We start from the raw sequence: 16,802 nt of genomic DNA, 5'->3' as shown, positions 1-16,802 counted from the left end.
ACCAATCGTAATTTGAGGTGAACTTATGGAGCATCGTTACCCCTGGTTTAGGGTCGCTTTGCTCGATACGCCTCTTAGGCATGAATCGGCCATCATTTTTCTGGTGGAGCGTTATCTTTTCCAGAGGATAAGACAAATGAAAAAGAAGAAGCGTCATAAATCCATCCGGGACGGTCGCCTAACCGTCCTCCACTGAATATATCTGGAGTATCAGATGATTCAAGAGAGGATGTTGGCCTTGCAAGCAGTTTCTCATGTTCTTGATCAAGGGTGGATTGCCTACACATCGAATCGCGGCGGACCGTTCGACATTTGGCTGTACCGACCGCAGGACGGACTTCATGTTCAACTTACTCGGGGACTTGGCGCGGAATTCTCTGTTCCTTATTGGTCGCCCGACAGCAGGAGTATCGCATTTATCGGAATTGGAAATGTGGTCTACTTGCTGAGTATTGCCACGCGTACTGTAGCCAGGATTGACCAAATTGACCCCTTCACGCTGCTGGACTGGTCTCCTGACAACCGGTCTCTGGTGTATGTTAAAAACGACCGAATCGTCGTTTATGATACGTTCACGCATCGGAGCTATACCTTCTCAGAGCCAGGAGCTAGTGATGTCCAATGGTTCCCTTCGGGTACGGAGCTTCTATTTGCGGCTCCCGATGCCAGCGGCATCACGCAGCTCTTCCGCATGCGAACCGATGGCACGAAACGGAGACAAATCACGCAAAATACGAACGGACCGCTCCACGACGTTCGGATATCCCCGGACGGAACCTTCGCACTGTATACATTCCCTGGTGCAAGCATCTCCATAATTTCAACTGTGGATTTGGCAACGGGTACCATCTATACACTGGAAGGCGGACCGCTCGCCAAAAACTATTTTCCGTCATGGTCCCCGGACTCCCAGAGCATCGCCTACAGCGCAACCGCTTATGAAGAGCCCAATTATTATTCTCTTATCCAGATCGACAGCCGCACCGGTCAGAATCAACGAACGATTGCGGCATCCGACTGTTTTGCCACTCCCGTAGGGTGGTCCCCGGACGGTATGAAAATCGCGTATTTATCGGGATGCGCAGGTGTAGAAAGCGCAAGTCAGCTCTGGATTGTGGATCTCAGGGATCAGGTGCCGGTGAACGTTGTCAGCGGCGGCCGGATTACAGCTTTGCAGTGGTCTCCTAGAGCCAGAAGGATTTCGGAAAACATCTTCACCAGCTTTGTGTACCGGGTATCCTTTCCATATCCCGCAAACTGGCGTCGGGTCAGTGAAGAGAGATACGAAGGGGCCGACGGTTTTTTTCAGGTATCTGCGATTTCATCGAGTGAAGGTATTACCGAAGTGTGCCACTCTGAAGCCTTTCACCCATTGATGCCTTACGGCTCATCACCAAGAATTGTTCCTGTGAAGATACAAAATCAAGAAGCGTGTTTTATTTTTCCGTCAGCCGACCAACCAGCGGAGATGAATAAGCAGTCCGCCCTGATCGTAAGATACCCACGCCCTGTCCAAATTGGGGAAACGTTCTACAATTATTTTATCTTGTTCGCTGACGTCAACCATATCCGTCAAATGGGTGCGCGGTTGTCGTTCATTTAGTTAACTATTCATTTCTTTCGAACCATAGAGAATAATTCCTACTTGACAGGTGGAATTAATTGGTTTAATCTAGCCACAGGCATCATCCTTCAGTGATCATTAAATGATCATTCATTATCTTAGCATTGAACGATACGGTCAGCCGATTGGTCCACCAAAGGCTCCTGTTTACTCGTTTTGTCGTTAGTACGACGAAAGGGGTAGATGGGGGTCTTTCTGTATTGCAAGAGTTAGCTGCGGGAGATAAGGACTGCATATGGAGGTTTATGACCCGAGAGAGGAGCGACATGGAAGAGAAGGATTGGGATTTATTGGAGGAGGCCGATTGGCATTTTCGTAAAGTGGTACGCAGGTTTGTCAAAGAGCGTGACAAAATCTCGGTAGAAGGCATCTCACTACCAGGCTTGTTGATTCTCAACACGATATTCCGGGATGGCGAGCAGAGGCTTGGCGAGCTGGCGGAACAGCTCGATTTCACATCCGGAGCGGTAACGGCGATATGCGACAAGCTGGAGACTTCCGGATTCGCGATTAGAAGGCGAAGCAAGACAGACCGGAGAGCGATTGCCTTAGACATTACAGAAGCAGGAAGACAGATGCTGCAGCGTAACGAAAATGTTGGCGGGTACATGATTGAGCTGATCTTCGGCGCATTCTCGCACGAGGAGCTCAGGGAACAGATTCATTATTTTAAACGGCTCCATGAACATCTTGAAGGTTTCGCGGATTCCGTGCTGCGACAGTGCGCATTATCCACCGAACCCAACGAAGGAAATGTTCAAGGTAATCGCGGCTCCTTGAAACGTTCGAATGCATTTATTTCTTACTAAATTCAAATTTGAAAGGAAGTTGTGACGATGGGACATCCGACGATTTATCCAACAGGTACAACGGTATATAACCCAAAGAAGGCTTGGAGCGGTTACACGATTTATCAAGCAGCGGATACAGGGGCTCTCCTCATCGACATGAATGGGAAAGAGGTTCATTTGTGGAAAGGACTTCGAGGTTTTCCCAACAAGCTGTTTCCGGGTGGTTACGTGCTTGGCAGCACGTCAGAGCGCGATCCGAAATACGGGTTTCAGGATGAGACCAATCTCGTGCAGGTCGACTGGGACGGCAATATCGTCTGGAAATTTGACCGTTATGAATACATAGAGGATCCGGGACATCCGCCGCAGTGGATGGCACGCCAGCATCATGACTATCAGCGGGAAGGCAATCCCGTCGGTTATTATGTTCCAGGGCAAGATCCGAAAGTGGATTCGGGCCATACGCTCATTCTGGCCCACAAAAATGTGAAACGTCCCGAGATATCCGACATTGAGCTGTTGGACGACACGATTATCGAAGTGGATTGGGAAGGGAATGTCGTGTGGGAGTGGGCCGTCAGCGATCACTTTGATGAACTCGGATTTGATGAGGATGCGAAGCTCGCATTATCCCGCGATCCGAATACGCGCGGCTTTGGCGCTCATGCGGGCGATTGGATGCACATTAATTCGGCATCGGTGCTCGGCCCTAACCGATTCTATGATGCGGGGGACGAACGTTTCCATCCCGATAATATAATCTGGGATGCTAGGGAAACGAATATTATTGCCATCATTGATAAAAAAACCGGGGATATCGTCTGGAAGCTTGGCCCCGATTATTCCACGGAGGAAACAAAGCATATCGGCTGGATTATCGGTCAGCATCATGCTCATCTCATTCCACAGGGCCTTCCGGGCGAAGGTAACATTCTAATCTTTGATAACGGTGGCTGGGGCGGTTACGGAAAGCCGAATCCGGAAGCGGGAGATGGTCTGAAAATAGCTCGGCGTGACCATTCGCGCATCCTGGAAATCAACCCCGTTACTTTAGAGATTGAATGGCAATATACGCCGACGGAAGCCGGATTCCAGGCTCCGCTTGACTCATACCGTTTTTACAGTCCATATATCAGCTCGGCTCAGCGGCTCCCTAATGGCAACACCTTGATCACCGAGGGGGCTGACGGGCGAATATTCGAAGTGACACGAGAATTCGAGCTGGTGTGGGAATATATTTCGCCTTATAAAAACAGCCGCAACTCCAATATGGTCTATCGCGCATACCGGGTTCCATATGAATGGGTACCTCAGCTTGCGTTGCCTGTTGAGACGGAGATTGCTCCGCTTGATGTTGCCGATTTCCGCCTGCCGGGGGCCGCACAAAGAGGTGCTGTTACGAGCGTGGAAGTAGAAGGCACGATCTCATATGGAGAGGGCGCGCTTTGCGTGGCCAGAACGGATGAACTTGTGCAAAAAGGAAGGGATCGCGATGAGTAGAAACCAATCTTTGAAGCAATGGAGTTTTCGGTTTCTGTCACTGATTCTCACCATGAGTATGCTAAGCGGGTGTGGAAATGCCTCGGGCGAGCAGCAGGGGAATCGGCTCAAACTGAAAATCGCGGACATTTCCACCAATACCGTGTTTCGTGTGGCTAAAAGCAAAGGTTTCTTTGACAAACACGGAATTGATGCCGAATTGGTAAACTTCGCTACACCGGCTGAGGGCGTGAACTCCTTATTCATTAAACAGGTAGACATTGCATTCGGTGCGGACTTCCCGCTCCTGAACGCTGTCAGCAAAGGCGATTACTCCATCTTCGCTTCATCAGGTACAGCAACGGATGTAAGTGCGAGCGAATGGAAGCTGTTCGTACGTAAAGAAATCGGGAGCGCTGCTGATCTCAAGGGTAAAAAGTTAAGTTTCTCAAGAGGCACGTTCATCCCCTATCTATGGGACGTTTATTTGGCTGAAAGCGGAGTTGCGTTGTCGGATGTGGAACTGATCGGACAGGGAGGTTTCGACGAGGCGTTTGTGGCTCTCAAAAAAGGCGATATTGACGCCGCCTGGGTATATGGGGCAGTGCTGAACGAGAAGTTCGGCGCGCTTACCGAAGCCAAAGAACTGTCGGATATGTCCAAGACACCGGTAAGGCTGGGTACTGGATTGATCGCTTCGAATGAATTGATCAACAGCAACAAGAAAGGTTTCGTAGCGCTTCTGAAAGCGCTGGATGAAGCGTCAGCTTATGCCCAGGCGCATCCGGAGGAAACGGCGGACCTAATGTATGAAGAAGTCAAGCAGCCGAGAGAAGCGACCCTAAAGGATCTGCCGAAGAATCCATGGAACATAGGTTTTACGGATAAAGCCTACCAAGGATTACAGGGACAGAAGAAATATATGGTGGATAACGGTATCATCGAGAAGGATTTCGAACTGAATGAGAAATTGAATCTGGATTTGGTGAGAGAAGCATTTCCGGATCGAGTCATTGAATTGAAGTGAGGAGATGAAGACGATGAGAGCAGCGTCAAGGCAGAATGAAATCCATATTGAACAGTTGAATAAAAGTTACGCACAGCAAACTTCTGCAGGTGACTTGCACTATATTATCCAGGACGTCAATCTGGCGGTAAAAGGCGGCGAGTTCTTTGTTCTTCTGGGTCCAAGCGGGTGCGGTAAGTCGACGCTGCTTAGTCTGATCGCCGGCTTTGTATCCAAGACATCGGGGCAGGTGAGAGTAGGCGAGAAGGAGGTGGACCGTCCGGGCCAGGATCGCGCCGTTGTATTCCAGCAAGCGGATTCCTCCCTGTTCCCATGGCTAACCGTAAGAGAAAATGTGGAATTTGGACTTCGGATGAAACGCATACCTGCCGCGAAGCGAAAGGACATATCCAACCAGTTTATTTCACTAGTGGGTCTTGCGGGGCATGAAAGCAAATATCCACGCGAACTGTCAGGCGGCATGAAACAACGGGTACAGCTGGCAAGGGTATTGTCCAATGATCCCGCGATTTTGCTCATGGATGAACCGTTCGGCGCATTGGATGCGATGACAAGGCGGACCATGCAAAGGGAGTTGGTGCGCATATGGCAGGACACCGACAAAACCGTCATCTTCGTGACGCACGATATTCAGGAAGCCCTTCTACTGGGAGGACGCATCGGCATCATGTCAGCGGGACCCTCCTCGAAAATAACGGATATCTATGAGGTGCCACTCGCTTACCCGAGAGATTTAACAGATCCGGCTTTTCATGCGCTGTATAACCAAATCCAATCGCACTTTGACGAGTAGGGAGGAGACCTATGAGCGAGAAAATTAAGAAATGGTCGCTTCATATCCTGCTGTGGATCGCCGGCCTTGGCGTCTGGCAGTTGCTTTCCCTTGCGTATGGGCCTGAAATTTTGCCGGGTCCTATCTATACCGCCAAGGGCGGATATGAATTGTTGACGGACGGCACCCTGATTCAGTATATCGGGATCAGTTCATACCGGGTGCTGCTCGGCTGGACCCTTGGCAGTCTGATTGCGATACCGGCCGGGCTCATCATCGGAAAGGTGGGGCCGATCCGCGCTTTCGCCGAACCTTTCCTCAATTTCATCCGGTTCATCCCGCCGATTGCCTTCATCACCTTGTTTCTGGTCTGGTTCGGCATCGGGGAAACATCGAAAGTGATGCTTATTCTGTATGCAACCTTCTTCATTGTGGTATTAAATACGTTGACGGGTGTCCTATCCGTAGAAGAGGATAAGATTCGCTCCGCCCGCAGCATGGGGGCTTCCGAGTGCCAGATTGTGCAGCATGTCATCATTCCGGCAACGGTCCCTTTTATGTTCACCGGCATTCGGCTTGCCATGGGAACCTCGTTCATGGCGATTATCGGGGCAGAGATGATTGCGTCCAATGAAGGCGTGGGGTATCTGATCTGGAATTCACGTTTGTTCTTCCGCACGGATTGGATTTTTGTCGGATTGATTTGTCTGGGATTGATGGGGTTCATAACGGACCGTATCGTTGGACTGCTCGGGCGCAAGCTGTTGTCCCGTTACGGAGTGGTTAGTACGAATTCACTGCGTCGTTGAACGTGGAGCAATATACGAAGCAGCAGTTCCCTCTTATGGAGGGGGCTGCTGCTTTTTCAAATCTCTTGGTTATTTGGAATAATGGATCACCATGCTTAATCGGTTCATGGAGGCGCCGGAGTTATGGTAAACATGAGGTTTATCGGCCTTAAACCGAATGGATTTACCTGGTGTCACCGTATATTCCTCGTTATCGACACGAATGGTAAGCTCTCCTTCGAAAACAGTAATAAACTCTTCCGTCCCCTCGATGTGAGCCTCTGCACTTAAATAACCGCCATGCTCCATTTCTAATGAATACATCTCGAAGCGTCGTCCGTCCTCATAGGGAAAATAAGGATAAATCCGAATTTTTCCGTTATCCTCCACCAGCGCTTGGATCTCTTCTTGAGATACCACGACCGTTTCGGAATGAGGCTCATTGATCAATGACGTAAAAGAAAGCTTTAATCCGTTCGCGATTTTCCATACGGTTGTTATGGAGGGGCTCGATTCTCCGCGTTCGATCTGCCCCAGCATCGTCTTGCTGATTCCAGTCATCTCCGCGACTTTATCCAGGCTTAGCTTCCTTTCCTCCCTTAGCAGCTTCAAGTTATTCGCCAATATTATATTGATGGGCTTCAATGTATCATCGACCTCCATACTGCACATATTGTGCGTTATAACATACATAATGTATAATTATAACGGATGAACGCTATAACGTACAACTTTGTTCATTATAACATACAAGAAAGGAGGGGGAGCGTGTTGATCGTTCCGCTGTTGACCTATGCGATTGTCGCTTCATTTACGCCCGGCCCCAACAACATCATTTCGATGACTTATGCACGGAGTCACGGATTTAAAAAAACGCTGCGCTTTATCGGAGGTGTAGCGGCTGGATGCTTGGTCATTATGCTGTTGTCCAGCTATTTCAATCTGGTATTATCCCCATTCATCCCGAAGATCAGGTTTGTTATGAATATCATCGGATGCCTGTACCTGATCTATCTGGCCATTAAAATCATGCAGAGCAAGCCGCATCGTGCAGATGATAAGGCGCGTGGATTCAATACCTTTTCCTTCGGATTCATCTTTCAGTTCATGAATCCGAAGGTTATTTTATACGGGATTACAGCCATATCGACCTTCGTCATGCCGATCTCTACATCCCATGCGCAGTTGTTATCATACTCGTTCTTGCTCACGATCGTCGGCATTTGCGCCAATATGACCTGGGCGTTGTTCGGTTCGCTGTTCCAGCATCTGTTGTCCCGGTATGAGCGCCTGTTTAATATATCGATGGGATTGCTTCTGCTTTACAGTGCAATTTCTATTTATACCGCCAACTGATACGCTCGCTTCTTCGCGCGTCATCGACGCCTTAGCCAAAAGAACAAGGCTTCCCGGATCGCTCATCCGGAAAGCCTTGCCTTGTTTTATTCGTAAATTTTGGAAATCTGCTCTTTCAGTTTGTTGGCGGATGCATGGAATTGGGTTAGTTCCTCATCATTAAACTCGAGATTCAGAATTTCCCGAACCCCTGTACGATCAACCACACATGGTACGCCTAAGTACACATCGGACACACCGTGGTAGTCCGTGAGCAGCGTGGATACATTGAGAACGGAACCTTCATTTTGCAAAATGGAGACGATGATCCGATCGAGCGCCAATGCGATCGCATAGGAAGTGGAGCCCTTGGCGTTAATGATTTCATAAGCCGCATTCTTGGTGCGGTCGAAAATATCCTCTTTTTCGCCGTCTGTCAGATCGATCCCGATCCCTGCGATGTTGGCAATGCTCCAAAGCGGCAGCTCGGAATCGCCGTGTTCTCCGACGATATGGGCGTGAATGCTGCGCGGATTAATGCCTTTGTTTTGTCCGATCAAATACCGGAAACGGGCGCTATCCAGCAAGGTACCAGAACCGATTACGCGATTGACCGGGAAGCCGCTTTTCTTCAACGTGACGTAAGACAGAATATCAACCGGATTCGTGGCCACGAGAATGATGCCGTGATCATTGTATTTCACGATGTTCTGGATAATTTCGTCAAATATCGCCGTATTTCGCTTCAATAAGTCAATTCGCGTCTCGCCGGGTCTTTGGTTGGAGCCTGCGGCAATGACAATGATGTCTGCATCCTTGCAATCGCTGTAATCTCCAGCCCAAAGCTTCACGCCTCCGGCAAAGGGGAGACCATGATTCATATCCAAGGCTTCGCCAAGAGCTTTGTCATGGTTCGCATCGATTAATACCAGTTCAGATACTCTCTCACGTAAAAATAAGGTGTACGCAGTCGTTGCTCCTACAGCGCCTGTACCAATGACCACCACGCGGGACGGACGCTGAACTTCATTTTTTGTCATAAGTGTTTCTCTCCTTGTACTGAGTTAATGAAATTTGGTGAATGTTTATCCTTCTATTTACCCTAATAAGCTGCTGCTCGATCAGTGACTCCCTCATGCATCTTCGTTAGTAATGATAACATATTCAGGAAGATTTAAGCAGCGGGAGTGTGATTTATTTCATACTGCAATAGAAGTAAATAGCTGCCTTAATTCCTGAATCATGACTCTCTGATACTCATTACCGTCATGGTAGAGCTCGCCGATCTTCTTGTACGTTTGGTCCAGTTGTTCTTGATATCCTGCAGCTTGTTTATCGGGGTGGTCCCTTTTGAACTCGTCCATGACGTTTTGGATGTATGCCGGTCGAGCGCCCCAAGTTCCGAATACTTCTCCGGTGCTTGCATGAAGGAAGAGTGCAATCGGCTGTGCGCGTCCGCCATCCGTGAGAAAATGATCCATTGTCTCCATATGATCTTCCATGATGAGCACTTCGGTCGGCATACGGCTATATTCCAATATTCTAAATAGTACAGGAACATTCCATATGACATCCGGACACCAATCCGTACAGAGAATAAGGCAGTGCAGTTGGTTGAATATGTGCAGCTCAGAAGTGAAGAATCGCTCAGCGTCTTCGTTCTCCCATTGGAAGCGATCATAGACTTGTCTACATAATTCCTTGGTGTTTGGGATGCAACTCAATTTCATTTCTTGAATCTTCATATTCTCCATAAATTGGAGAGGCGTTAAACCTTGGCCGATTTTGTGATGGAGACGGATGGGATGAGTCATGGGATCCTACGTCCTTTCGTAACAGATTCATATGGATATACATCCAAGCTATCGTTAGCTTAAAATAAAACTGACCATACAGAAATGGTCAGTTTTAATCTTTTTATCAAAGTCAGATGTTATAAAAGTGGTATTATCGAATGAAATGTTTCGTGACAATGGATGCGCGTAACCTGGACCTGATTTATTGTATAATTCAGTAAACGTATCTCCTATTCAGCTATTAAGAATGCCTGAGGTGGTCCAAATTGTTTGATATTCTTTTACCCGAGCAAAGCGAGTTCCCGTTATACCAGCAGTTATATCTTCAAATTCGTGAGGGTATCCGTAATGGCACCATTCCCGACGGACAACGATTGCCTTCCGTTCGTTCTCTCCAGCTTCAACTCAATATAAGCAAAACGCCGATAGAGACAGCTTATCAAATGTTAACGTCAGAAGGGTATGTGACCAGCAAGCCGAGGTCAGGGCTATATGTCATGAACCCATATCAGGAACTATCACACCACCATCAACAGCAGACTCCCTCTATAACCACGATGTCTGTCATGCATTCCTATGGGCGCTTGAATCCAGGTTTTATTGACTTTAATCCCACTCGATTAGATCAAGCGTCTTTTCCGCTTCGAACCTGGAATAAAATGTTGAAGGAAGCGCTGGAACAGCATGTGAGTGAAATTGGAATGTATGGAGATCCGCAGGGTGAATACGGGCTTCGCACCGTGGTTTCCGAATACTTGCGAAATTCCAGAGGGGTTAATTCAACACCTGAGCAAATTGTGATAGGTGCCGGAACAGCTTATAGCATGGGGCTACTTTCCAGAGTGCTGCAAGGGATTAAACATATCGCTGTTGAGGAACCGGGTTACAGCTTGGTACGAGATCAATTTCAGCTGAATGGCTGCCATTTACTTCCGATAACGCTTAATGATAAAGGAATCTCGCTTGACCAGCTGGAGCGCAGCCAGGCACAGCTTGTATATGTCACGCCCTCTCACCAATTCCCGACGGGAAGCATTATGCCATATCCGGAGCGGGAGCGATTACTGGAATGGGCCCATGCCAAAAACGCATACATTATCGAGGATGATTATGACGGCGAGTTTCGTTACCAGGGGAAACCCATTCCTTCCTTGCAAGGATTGGATAACAACGGTCGGGTCATATATGCCGGCACGTTCTCGAAAGTGTTGACTCCGACATTGCGAATGAACTATCTCGTTCTGCCGCCGGCGCTGCTGAATCAAATATCCCACATGCGTCAGGAAGTGTTCTTTGCCCCTTCACGCTTGGAACAGTGGGCAATGACTGCGTTTTTTGAGCAGGGGCACTGGTACCGTCATATTCGTAAAGTGCGTAATCTGTACAGGAAGAGACATCATCAGTTAATCGGGTTGATCGAAGCTTATCTTGGCGGGTTTGTCGAAATTACGGGTCAGAATTCAGGACTCCACATTCAGCTGACCGTCAAAAAAGATGTGTCCTCGGAAGAATTGATTCAGGAGGCGGCGAAGGTCGGGGTTATCGTATATGACCTGCGAAAAATGTGGATGAACCACCAGCAAGATGCTAACCAGTACCCGAGGTTATACATGGGATTTGCAGGCTTGAACGCAGTTGAAATGGAATCAGGAATTCGGCTTCTGCAAAAGGCTTGGAACAAGGGCTGAACACGGTTAGTGTTTAACCTGTCTTTTATAAAACGTTAAAACTGACCATTTCATCAGGGTCAGTTTATTGTTTATGATAAAGCAAAAAAAGTAGGAGTGTACACGATGATCAGCCAAAGTGAGGTAAGGGCATATTTAAACCGTTTAGGCATCTCGGATATTCAGGCTCCGTCGAAGGAATATTTATTCGAGCTGCATAAAGCACACGTGGCGCGAATACCTTGGCAGACCTTGGATATTTTTGCTGGGAAACCGACATCCATCGATATACAAGAATCGGTACAACTTATGATCCAGCATCGAAGCGGTTATTGTTTTCATCTGAATGGAGCCTTTACCGCGCTTCTTCGAGGCTTAGGTTATAAGGCATATTGGCACCAGGCTGGAGTACAGCCCTTAGGACAAGAACCTCGGATTAACGGCTTCCATCTTGGGATAACCGTAAGTCTGTTGAATGATCAACATGAGGAAGAAGAGAGGTGGCTCGTAGATGTCGGTCTGGGCGATATGCCCTGGGAGCCGATCCCATTGAAATTCGGAGAATACCTACAGGGACCTTTTCAATATGTACTCGAGCCGTCTCGCATAACGGATCGTGGTTGGAGGCTGATTCATGATCCCCATTATTCTTATGTAGGCGTAGATTATGCTCCTGATGTTGTGAACAGCCTGGATATGTTTAAATCAAATCATGCATTTTATAGCCGATCACCGGAATCTCCATGGATGGATCTGTTCATTGTCAGGCAACGGCACGAGTTGGGTATGAATGAACTCAAAGGCTGCATATGGAGAAAGTGGAGCGGCAACGCGCTGGATAGGGTAGAGATTTCATCGAAGTCGGAATGGTTTGAGATCCTGGCGGACATATTTAATGAGCCGCTCGTCAACTATTCCACATTCGAACGGGACCAGATATGGGATAAGGTATATAGGCAGCACCAGAATTGGAAGAAGCTTATGGAGAATGAGCCAATATAGAAAGTGTCGAATGCTTTACCTCCATTTGGTTCTTGAGCTGATCCCCAGCGGTATAGAACACGCTAAACCAATCTGTCACTTGAATTCCCGGAAACGCAGGTGATAAGATGATACATAAATTTTGTGTGGTGAACATCATTAATCGCTACATAACCTAGCTGTAAGGAGATATAGTCATGGCAACCATCGATGATTTGACCAAGCTGGATATTCGGATCGGGACGATCGTGGAGGCAGAGCCTTTCCCGGAAGCACGCGTTCCGGCCATCAAAATGAAGATTGATTTCGGCCCGCTCGGGATCAAACGCACAAGTGCCCAGATTACGAATCGATATGATGCGGACACCCTCGTAGGCAATCAAGTGGTAGCTATCGTCAATTTTCCGCCGAGACGCATAGCTGGCTATCAATCCGAAGTGCTTGTGCTCGGCGGGGTACCGGAGCCAGGAGACGTTGTGCTTCTGAAGCCGGATGTCGATCTGCCGAATGGAACTCCCATCGCTTAAGCCTATTTCATCTGTCGGTCCGGTCGCCTCCGACCTGGTCCGACTAGATGAACCTCACCTCGCTACGCCTTTTCAACAATTCTGCGGCTCCTTCCGCAATTTTCTGAACACCGATTTCGATTAGTTCCTCCTTCACTTGAGATACGCTCAGCCGTATCATGGATTCGTTCTTAAACTCAGGCAAGAACATGCTGCTGGCATCCTGAACATATACGTTCTCGTTCTCCAGATGGTTAACCAATTGATATGCTTTCAATGGCTCCGGCAGCTGGATCGTGGAATAAAACCCGGATTGCGAACCCGTAAAAGATAAGAAGGGCGGCAGGTGAGTTTGGTAAGCCTGCTGGAGCAGAGCCCCTTTCTGACTATAGGTCTGCCGCATCCTCTGAATATGTGCACGGAACATCCCGTTCTTCAGATAAATTTCGAGTGCGCCTTGCATGAGCACGGGGCTATGTATGTCCGCAGCGTGCTTCGCCCGCTGGAATATTTCATTCATCTCTTCGGGGATCACGGCCAAGCCCAGCCTTAATCCGGGGAGCATGACTTTGGAAAAGCTCTTCGTGTAGATCACCCTGCCGGACGGATCGTAGGCAAACATCGGATCATGTTTTGAATCCCGATCCAAATCTCCCATATAGTCATCCTCGATGATATAAACATCATATTTCTGCGCCAGCTCTACAATCCTCTTCTTCTCCTCATTGGAATAGCTGTAGCCTGTAGGGTTATGGAACCTTGAGACCGTATAGAAAAACTTGATATCGCGAGTTTTAAAAATGTCCTCGAGCCGTCCAAAGTCGATTCCGTCGTTCGTAACCTCAATCCCGTATGTCACAGCTTGATGGATCTTCAGGGAGTCCATCATGCTAAAATGCGTGGGCTGCTCCACGCAAATATTGTTCTTTCCGTTAGGAAAAGGGAGAGAGACGAGCAGATGCAGCGCTTGCTGCGAACCGGATACAACATAGATCCTCTCAGGAACCGTGAAGACCTGCAAATCGAGTAAATGTCGGGCTAACTCAACCCGAAGTGACTTCAAACCCGGAATCTGGGAATAGGTGAACAACTCTTCCTTATATATTTCAATCGCTTGGTTCATGCAATGCTGAAAGTCTCGGTAAGGCATGACCGCTTTGTCAGGTCCCGCAGATCGGAAATCAATCACTTGGTCCGAGGGGTTCGGGCGGTTTGTGTTTACGCTGCCCTCAACGATATAGTAACCACTCTTGGGAACAGCGTAGATGATATGTCTCTTTTCCAATTCAGCATAGGCCCGTATGGCTGTATTTTTGCTGCAAGAATAGGATTCTGTCAAAGCACGGATGGATGGCAGCTTGCTGCCTGGTTTCAATAATCCATTCAGTATTTGGCATTCTATTGACTTAATAATGTCGGTGTATTTCATATCTCGTTATACCTCCAATCGATCTGTACGGGTACAGAGCCAGAAAACATGCATTCTCACAACGATACGCTATAAGTATACTCTACAATACAGCATGCTTTGGTTAGATATTGTTTTTTATTAAGAAGGCAGGGATCATGATGGACACTTATTTACGCAATGAATACGTACTGACGCTTATGGGGATGGGATTGTTTCAACTGTGGGCATATCGCGCAAAGAAGTCAACAGTGGTGAAGCTGCTCCCGCCGGTAATCGTCATCATTCTAAGTTTATTATGGATAGTGAGCACCGCTTCGATCATCTGGGTTGTTCTCCTTATTCCGCTTATGGAGGTCTCATTGTGGAGCTTGCTTGCCGTTTCGCTCATTGAAACCGGGTTAACGATTCATCGGAGACAGCATGCCAAGTTGTTGATGCTGATTGGGATGGATTGCGTCCTGATCATGATCCTTTTCATGGTTAGGAGAACGATGTAATGACGTCTAATTATATGGGGTTTGAGGAGTGGAATCGATGCATTTTAAGTGGGTATGGGTCTTCTTGTGCCTGAGTTTGGTACTAATACATACGGGCTGTGACCGCATCAAAGAACCGGATCCGGAAGAGATTGCAAAACGGTATGTTGAATGGTGGGAGAAAGGCAGCTATGAATCGATGTACGATCTGCTGTCACGGAAATCCAGACAGGAGATGACAAAGGAGGAATTTATAACACGTTTTCAGACTATTTATGAAGGGATTGGAGCAGCAGACCTCACCATAACGCCTGACTTTACGGCTAAAGCAACAGAAGAAGCAACGGATGAGCGAGTATTCTATCCATACCATATCCTATTGGAAACATCGGCAGGCCGGGTGCAGGCAAAGGGTTCGTTTGAGCTTTCAAAAGAAGACGATGAAACCGAGGGTAAGAGCCTGTCTTGGCGAATGGTGTGGCATCCATCCTTGATTTTGCCGGCCATGGATGACGGGGATAAAGTGAACGTGCAGACGTTACCATCCAGCAGGGGTGAGATTTTGGATCGAAACGGTCATGGATTGGCCATTAATGGCACCATGGAAGTCATCGGTATCGTTCCGGGTAAGCTCGGTGACGACGGAGAACAGACCTTGGTTGCGTTGGCTGAGCGATTGGGAATATCGACCGAGATTATAAAGCGAAAGCTTGATGCGGCGTGGGTGAAGGATGATCTTTTCGTACCCATCCTAAACCTGAATGCGCAGCAGAGCAGAATGGATTACAGTGATTTGGCAGGCGTAGTAAAGAAGAATGAACGTGCTCGAGTCTACCCTTACGGTGCGGCGGCAGCACATCTAACAGGCTACATCCGACAAGTGACGAAGGAGGATTTGACCAATGCGCCCGAAGCGCAGTATGGAACGAATGAACTTATCGGTAAATCAGGATCCGAGCAAGTATATAATGAGGTGCTGCGCGGCCGGGACGGTAAACGGATATCGATCGTGGATTTCTCGGGTAAGGTCAAAGATATCGTAGCCGAGAAGGAAGCCGTAGATGGTCAGGATATTCGTTTAACCATTGATGCTGAACTACAACAATCCATATTTGCTTCATTTCGCGAGGATGCAGGTACCGCAGCGGCTATCAACCCTAAGACCGGAGAAATTTTGGCATTGGTTAACAGCCCGTCCTATGATCCCAATGCTTTCATCGTTGGATTATCGACCGAGCAGTGGGATGAGTGGAACCATAATCCGGATAAGCCGCTATTGAATCGTTTTACTAAGCTGTATGCTCCGGGCTCGGTATTTAAACCGATCACGGCTGCGGTTGGTCTGAAGCTTGGGGTCACTACCCCCGGTAAAGTAAGGGAGATCCACGGCTTGCGTTGGTCCAAAGATCCGAGCTGGGGAAATTATTACGTGACACGCGTGAAGGAAGTTCCTGTCCTGAATCTAAGAGATGCTCTTGTGTATTCAGATAACATCTATCTGGCACAGGAAGCATTGGAGATCGGTGCGGATCCTTTTTTGAAGGAAGCTGTAAAGTTCGGCTTCGAAGAGGCACTGCCGCTTCAATTCCCTTTCCCGGAAGCAAGCCTGGCTAATGAGGGGATACAAAACGAAATTCAGCTCGCGGATTCCGGATATGGGCAAGGGGAAGTGCTCATGAGTCCTTTACATTTGGCATTGGCATATACCCCCTTTATGAATGGCGGGAAGCTGATTCAGCCTGTGCTGGATTCATCAGAGCAGGAGATCCGTCCCAGTGAGACGAAAGAAGTGTTGGATTCGCACACTGCCGAGATCATCAAGCGTATGCTCGTTGATGTGGTTCAGGATCCAAAAGGTAGCGGACACGGTGCTGATATTTCGGGCAATGAGCTTGCAGGGAAGACGGGAACCGCCGAACTGAAAATCAGCAAATCCGAAAAAGGACAGGAGAACGGATGGTTCGTTGCGTTTGACACGACGGAGTCCAAGCTCCTGCTCGCGATGATGGTAGAGCATGTTGAAGGACGGGGAGGCAGCGGGTATGTCGTGAACAAAGTCGCGCCGATTTTGCGAAAATATTACGGAAACGAATCCCCTTTAAGATGAGCTTACGAAAAGTTCTTGTTAAGCGAATTGGACGGTTGTAAT

16 protein-coding genes are annotated in these 16,802 nt (G+C 48.1%); 12 read left to right on the top strand and 4 right to left on the bottom strand.

Going from position 1 to position 16,802, the window contains the following annotated elements; genetic code table 11:
* Positions 1–229: 229 nt before the first annotated feature.
* The 6 genes from PLA01S_RS03745 to PLA01S_RS03720 all read left to right on the top strand — a co-directional run bounded on the left by PLA01S_RS03745 (position 230) and on the right by PLA01S_RS03720 (position 6,502).
* Positions 230–1,603: a PD40 domain-containing protein gene (locus tag PLA01S_RS03745; protein WP_127591023.1), complete on the top strand. Its 1,374-nt coding sequence runs from the start codon at positions 230–232 to the stop codon at positions 1,601–1,603.
* 287 nt (positions 1,604–1,890) lie between these two features.
* On the top strand, positions 1,891–2,433 hold the full coding sequence (locus PLA01S_RS03740; protein ID WP_127590150.1) for a MarR family winged helix-turn-helix transcriptional regulator: 543 nt from the start codon (positions 1,891–1,893) through the stop codon (positions 2,431–2,433).
* 27 nt (positions 2,434–2,460) lie between these two features.
* A complete protein-coding gene (locus PLA01S_RS03735; RefSeq protein WP_127590149.1) occupies positions 2,461–3,915 on the top strand; it encodes an aryl-sulfate sulfotransferase in 1,455 nt (484 codons plus the stop codon).
* 52 nt (positions 3,916–3,967) lie between these two features.
* The gene (locus PLA01S_RS03730) at positions 3,968–4,921 is read left to right on the top strand and encodes an ABC transporter substrate-binding protein (RefSeq protein WP_371860391.1); all 954 of its coding nucleotides are present in this window, start codon (positions 3,968–3,970) and stop codon (positions 4,919–4,921) included.
* A gap of 13 nt (positions 4,922–4,934) precedes the next feature.
* Positions 4,935–5,714 (top strand): ABC transporter ATP-binding protein, encoded by a 780-nt coding sequence (locus PLA01S_RS03725; protein ID WP_127590147.1) that lies wholly within the window; start codon positions 4,935–4,937, stop codon positions 5,712–5,714.
* A gap of 11 nt (positions 5,715–5,725) precedes the next feature.
* Entirely contained in the window at positions 5,726–6,502 is a 777-nt protein-coding gene (locus tag PLA01S_RS03720; RefSeq protein WP_127590146.1) for an ABC transporter permease, read from the top strand.
* A gap of 69 nt (positions 6,503–6,571) precedes the next feature.
* On the opposite strand, the gene PLA01S_RS03715 is transcribed toward PLA01S_RS03720, so the two are convergent.
* Positions 6,572–7,126, bottom strand: a complete 555-nt coding sequence (locus tag PLA01S_RS03715) for a helix-turn-helix domain-containing protein (protein ID WP_174819183.1) — start codon at positions 7,124–7,126, stop codon at positions 6,572–6,574.
* A gap of 123 nt (positions 7,127–7,249) precedes the next feature.
* Between PLA01S_RS03715 and PLA01S_RS03710 the strand changes: the two genes are divergently transcribed.
* On the top strand, positions 7,250–7,837 hold the full coding sequence (locus PLA01S_RS03710; protein ID WP_127590144.1) for a LysE family transporter: 588 nt from the start codon (positions 7,250–7,252) through the stop codon (positions 7,835–7,837).
* A gap of 86 nt (positions 7,838–7,923) precedes the next feature.
* Here PLA01S_RS03710 and PLA01S_RS03705 read toward each other — a convergent pair whose 3' ends face one another.
* Positions 7,924–8,856 carry an L-lactate dehydrogenase gene (locus PLA01S_RS03705; RefSeq protein WP_127590143.1) on the bottom strand — a complete coding sequence of 311 codons (933 nt, stop codon included), beginning with the start codon at positions 8,854–8,856 and terminating at the stop codon, positions 7,924–7,926.
* Between the two features lie 159 nt (positions 8,857–9,015).
* On the bottom strand, positions 9,016–9,546 hold the full coding sequence (locus PLA01S_RS03700) for a thioredoxin family protein (RefSeq protein WP_246059364.1): 531 nt from the start codon (positions 9,544–9,546) through the stop codon (positions 9,016–9,018).
* 332 nt (positions 9,547–9,878) lie between these two features.
* Between PLA01S_RS03700 and pdxR the strand changes: the two genes are divergently transcribed.
* The 3 genes from pdxR (at position 9,879) to csaA (ending at position 12,787) form a co-directional block, all read left to right on the top strand.
* A complete protein-coding gene (gene pdxR / locus PLA01S_RS03695) occupies positions 9,879–11,300 on the top strand; it encodes a MocR-like pyridoxine biosynthesis transcription factor PdxR (protein WP_127590141.1) in 1,422 nt (473 codons plus the stop codon).
* 105 nt (positions 11,301–11,405) lie between these two features.
* Entirely contained in the window at positions 11,406–12,281 is an 876-nt protein-coding gene (locus PLA01S_RS03690; RefSeq protein WP_127590140.1) for an arylamine N-acetyltransferase family protein, read from the top strand.
* Positions 12,282–12,457: 176 nt separating this feature from the next.
* Complete coding sequence (gene csaA, locus PLA01S_RS03685; protein WP_127590139.1) at positions 12,458–12,787, top strand: chaperone CsaA; 330 nt, start codon at positions 12,458–12,460, stop codon at positions 12,785–12,787.
* Positions 12,788–12,830: 43 nt separating this feature from the next.
* On the opposite strand, the gene PLA01S_RS03680 is transcribed toward csaA, so the two are convergent.
* Positions 12,831–14,195, bottom strand: coding sequence for an aminotransferase-like domain-containing protein (locus PLA01S_RS03680; protein WP_127590138.1), 1,365 nt, complete (start codon positions 14,193–14,195; stop codon positions 12,831–12,833).
* A gap of 137 nt (positions 14,196–14,332) precedes the next feature.
* On the opposite strand from PLA01S_RS03680, the gene PLA01S_RS03675 reads away from it, so the two are divergent.
* Both PLA01S_RS03675 and PLA01S_RS03670 read left to right on the top strand, forming a co-directional pair.
* Positions 14,333–14,674, top strand: a complete 342-nt coding sequence (locus tag PLA01S_RS03675; protein ID WP_127590137.1) for a hypothetical protein — start codon at positions 14,333–14,335, stop codon at positions 14,672–14,674.
* Positions 14,675–14,711: 37 nt separating this feature from the next.
* A complete protein-coding gene (locus PLA01S_RS03670; protein ID WP_127590136.1) occupies positions 14,712–16,760 on the top strand; it encodes a penicillin-binding transpeptidase domain-containing protein in 2,049 nt (682 codons plus the stop codon).
* Positions 16,761–16,802: the final 42 nt, after the last annotated feature.

It is taken from the genome of Paenibacillus lautus NBRC 15380, assembly GCF_004000945.1.
GTDB lineage: Bacteria > Bacillota > Bacilli > Paenibacillales > Paenibacillaceae > Paenibacillus_AQ > Paenibacillus_AQ lautus.
This window is presented reverse-complemented; position numbering and strand designations above follow the sequence as displayed.

Bases quoted from the DNA above. Each gene is read 5' to 3' on its own strand.
- PLA01S_RS03690 (WP_127590140.1), top strand. From the start codon at position 11,406: ATGATCAGCCAAAGTGAGGTAAGGGCATATTTAAACCGTTTAGGCATC.
- PLA01S_RS03670 (WP_127590136.1), top strand. From the start codon at position 14,712: ATGCATTTTAAGTGGGTATGGGTCTTCTTGTGCCTGAGTTTGGTACTA.
- PLA01S_RS03725 (WP_127590147.1), top strand. From the start codon at position 4,935: ATGAGAGCAGCGTCAAGGCAGAATGAAATCCATATTGAACAGTTGAAT.
- PLA01S_RS03700 (WP_246059364.1), bottom strand. From the start codon at position 9,546: ATGAAATTGAGTTGCATCCCAAACACCAAGGAATTATGTAGACAAGTC.
- PLA01S_RS03680 (WP_127590138.1), bottom strand. From the start codon at position 14,195: ATGAAATACACCGACATTATTAAGTCAATAGAATGCCAAATACTGAAT.
- PLA01S_RS03730 (WP_371860391.1), top strand. From the start codon at position 3,968: ATGAGTATGCTAAGCGGGTGTGGAAATGCCTCGGGCGAGCAGCAGGGG.
- PLA01S_RS03705 (WP_127590143.1), bottom strand. From the start codon at position 8,856: ATGACAAAAAATGAAGTTCAGCGTCCGTCCCGCGTGGTGGTCATTGGT.
- PLA01S_RS03740 (WP_127590150.1), top strand. From the start codon at position 1,891: ATGGAAGAGAAGGATTGGGATTTATTGGAGGAGGCCGATTGGCATTTT.
- csaA (WP_127590139.1), top strand. From the start codon at position 12,458: ATGGCAACCATCGATGATTTGACCAAGCTGGATATTCGGATCGGGACG.
- PLA01S_RS03720 (WP_127590146.1), top strand. From the start codon at position 5,726: ATGAGCGAGAAAATTAAGAAATGGTCGCTTCATATCCTGCTGTGGATC.
- PLA01S_RS03735 (WP_127590149.1), top strand. From the start codon at position 2,461: ATGGGACATCCGACGATTTATCCAACAGGTACAACGGTATATAACCCA.
- PLA01S_RS03745 (WP_127591023.1), top strand. From the start codon at position 230: ATGTTGGCCTTGCAAGCAGTTTCTCATGTTCTTGATCAAGGGTGGATT.
- PLA01S_RS03675 (WP_127590137.1), top strand. From the start codon at position 14,333: ATGATGGACACTTATTTACGCAATGAATACGTACTGACGCTTATGGGG.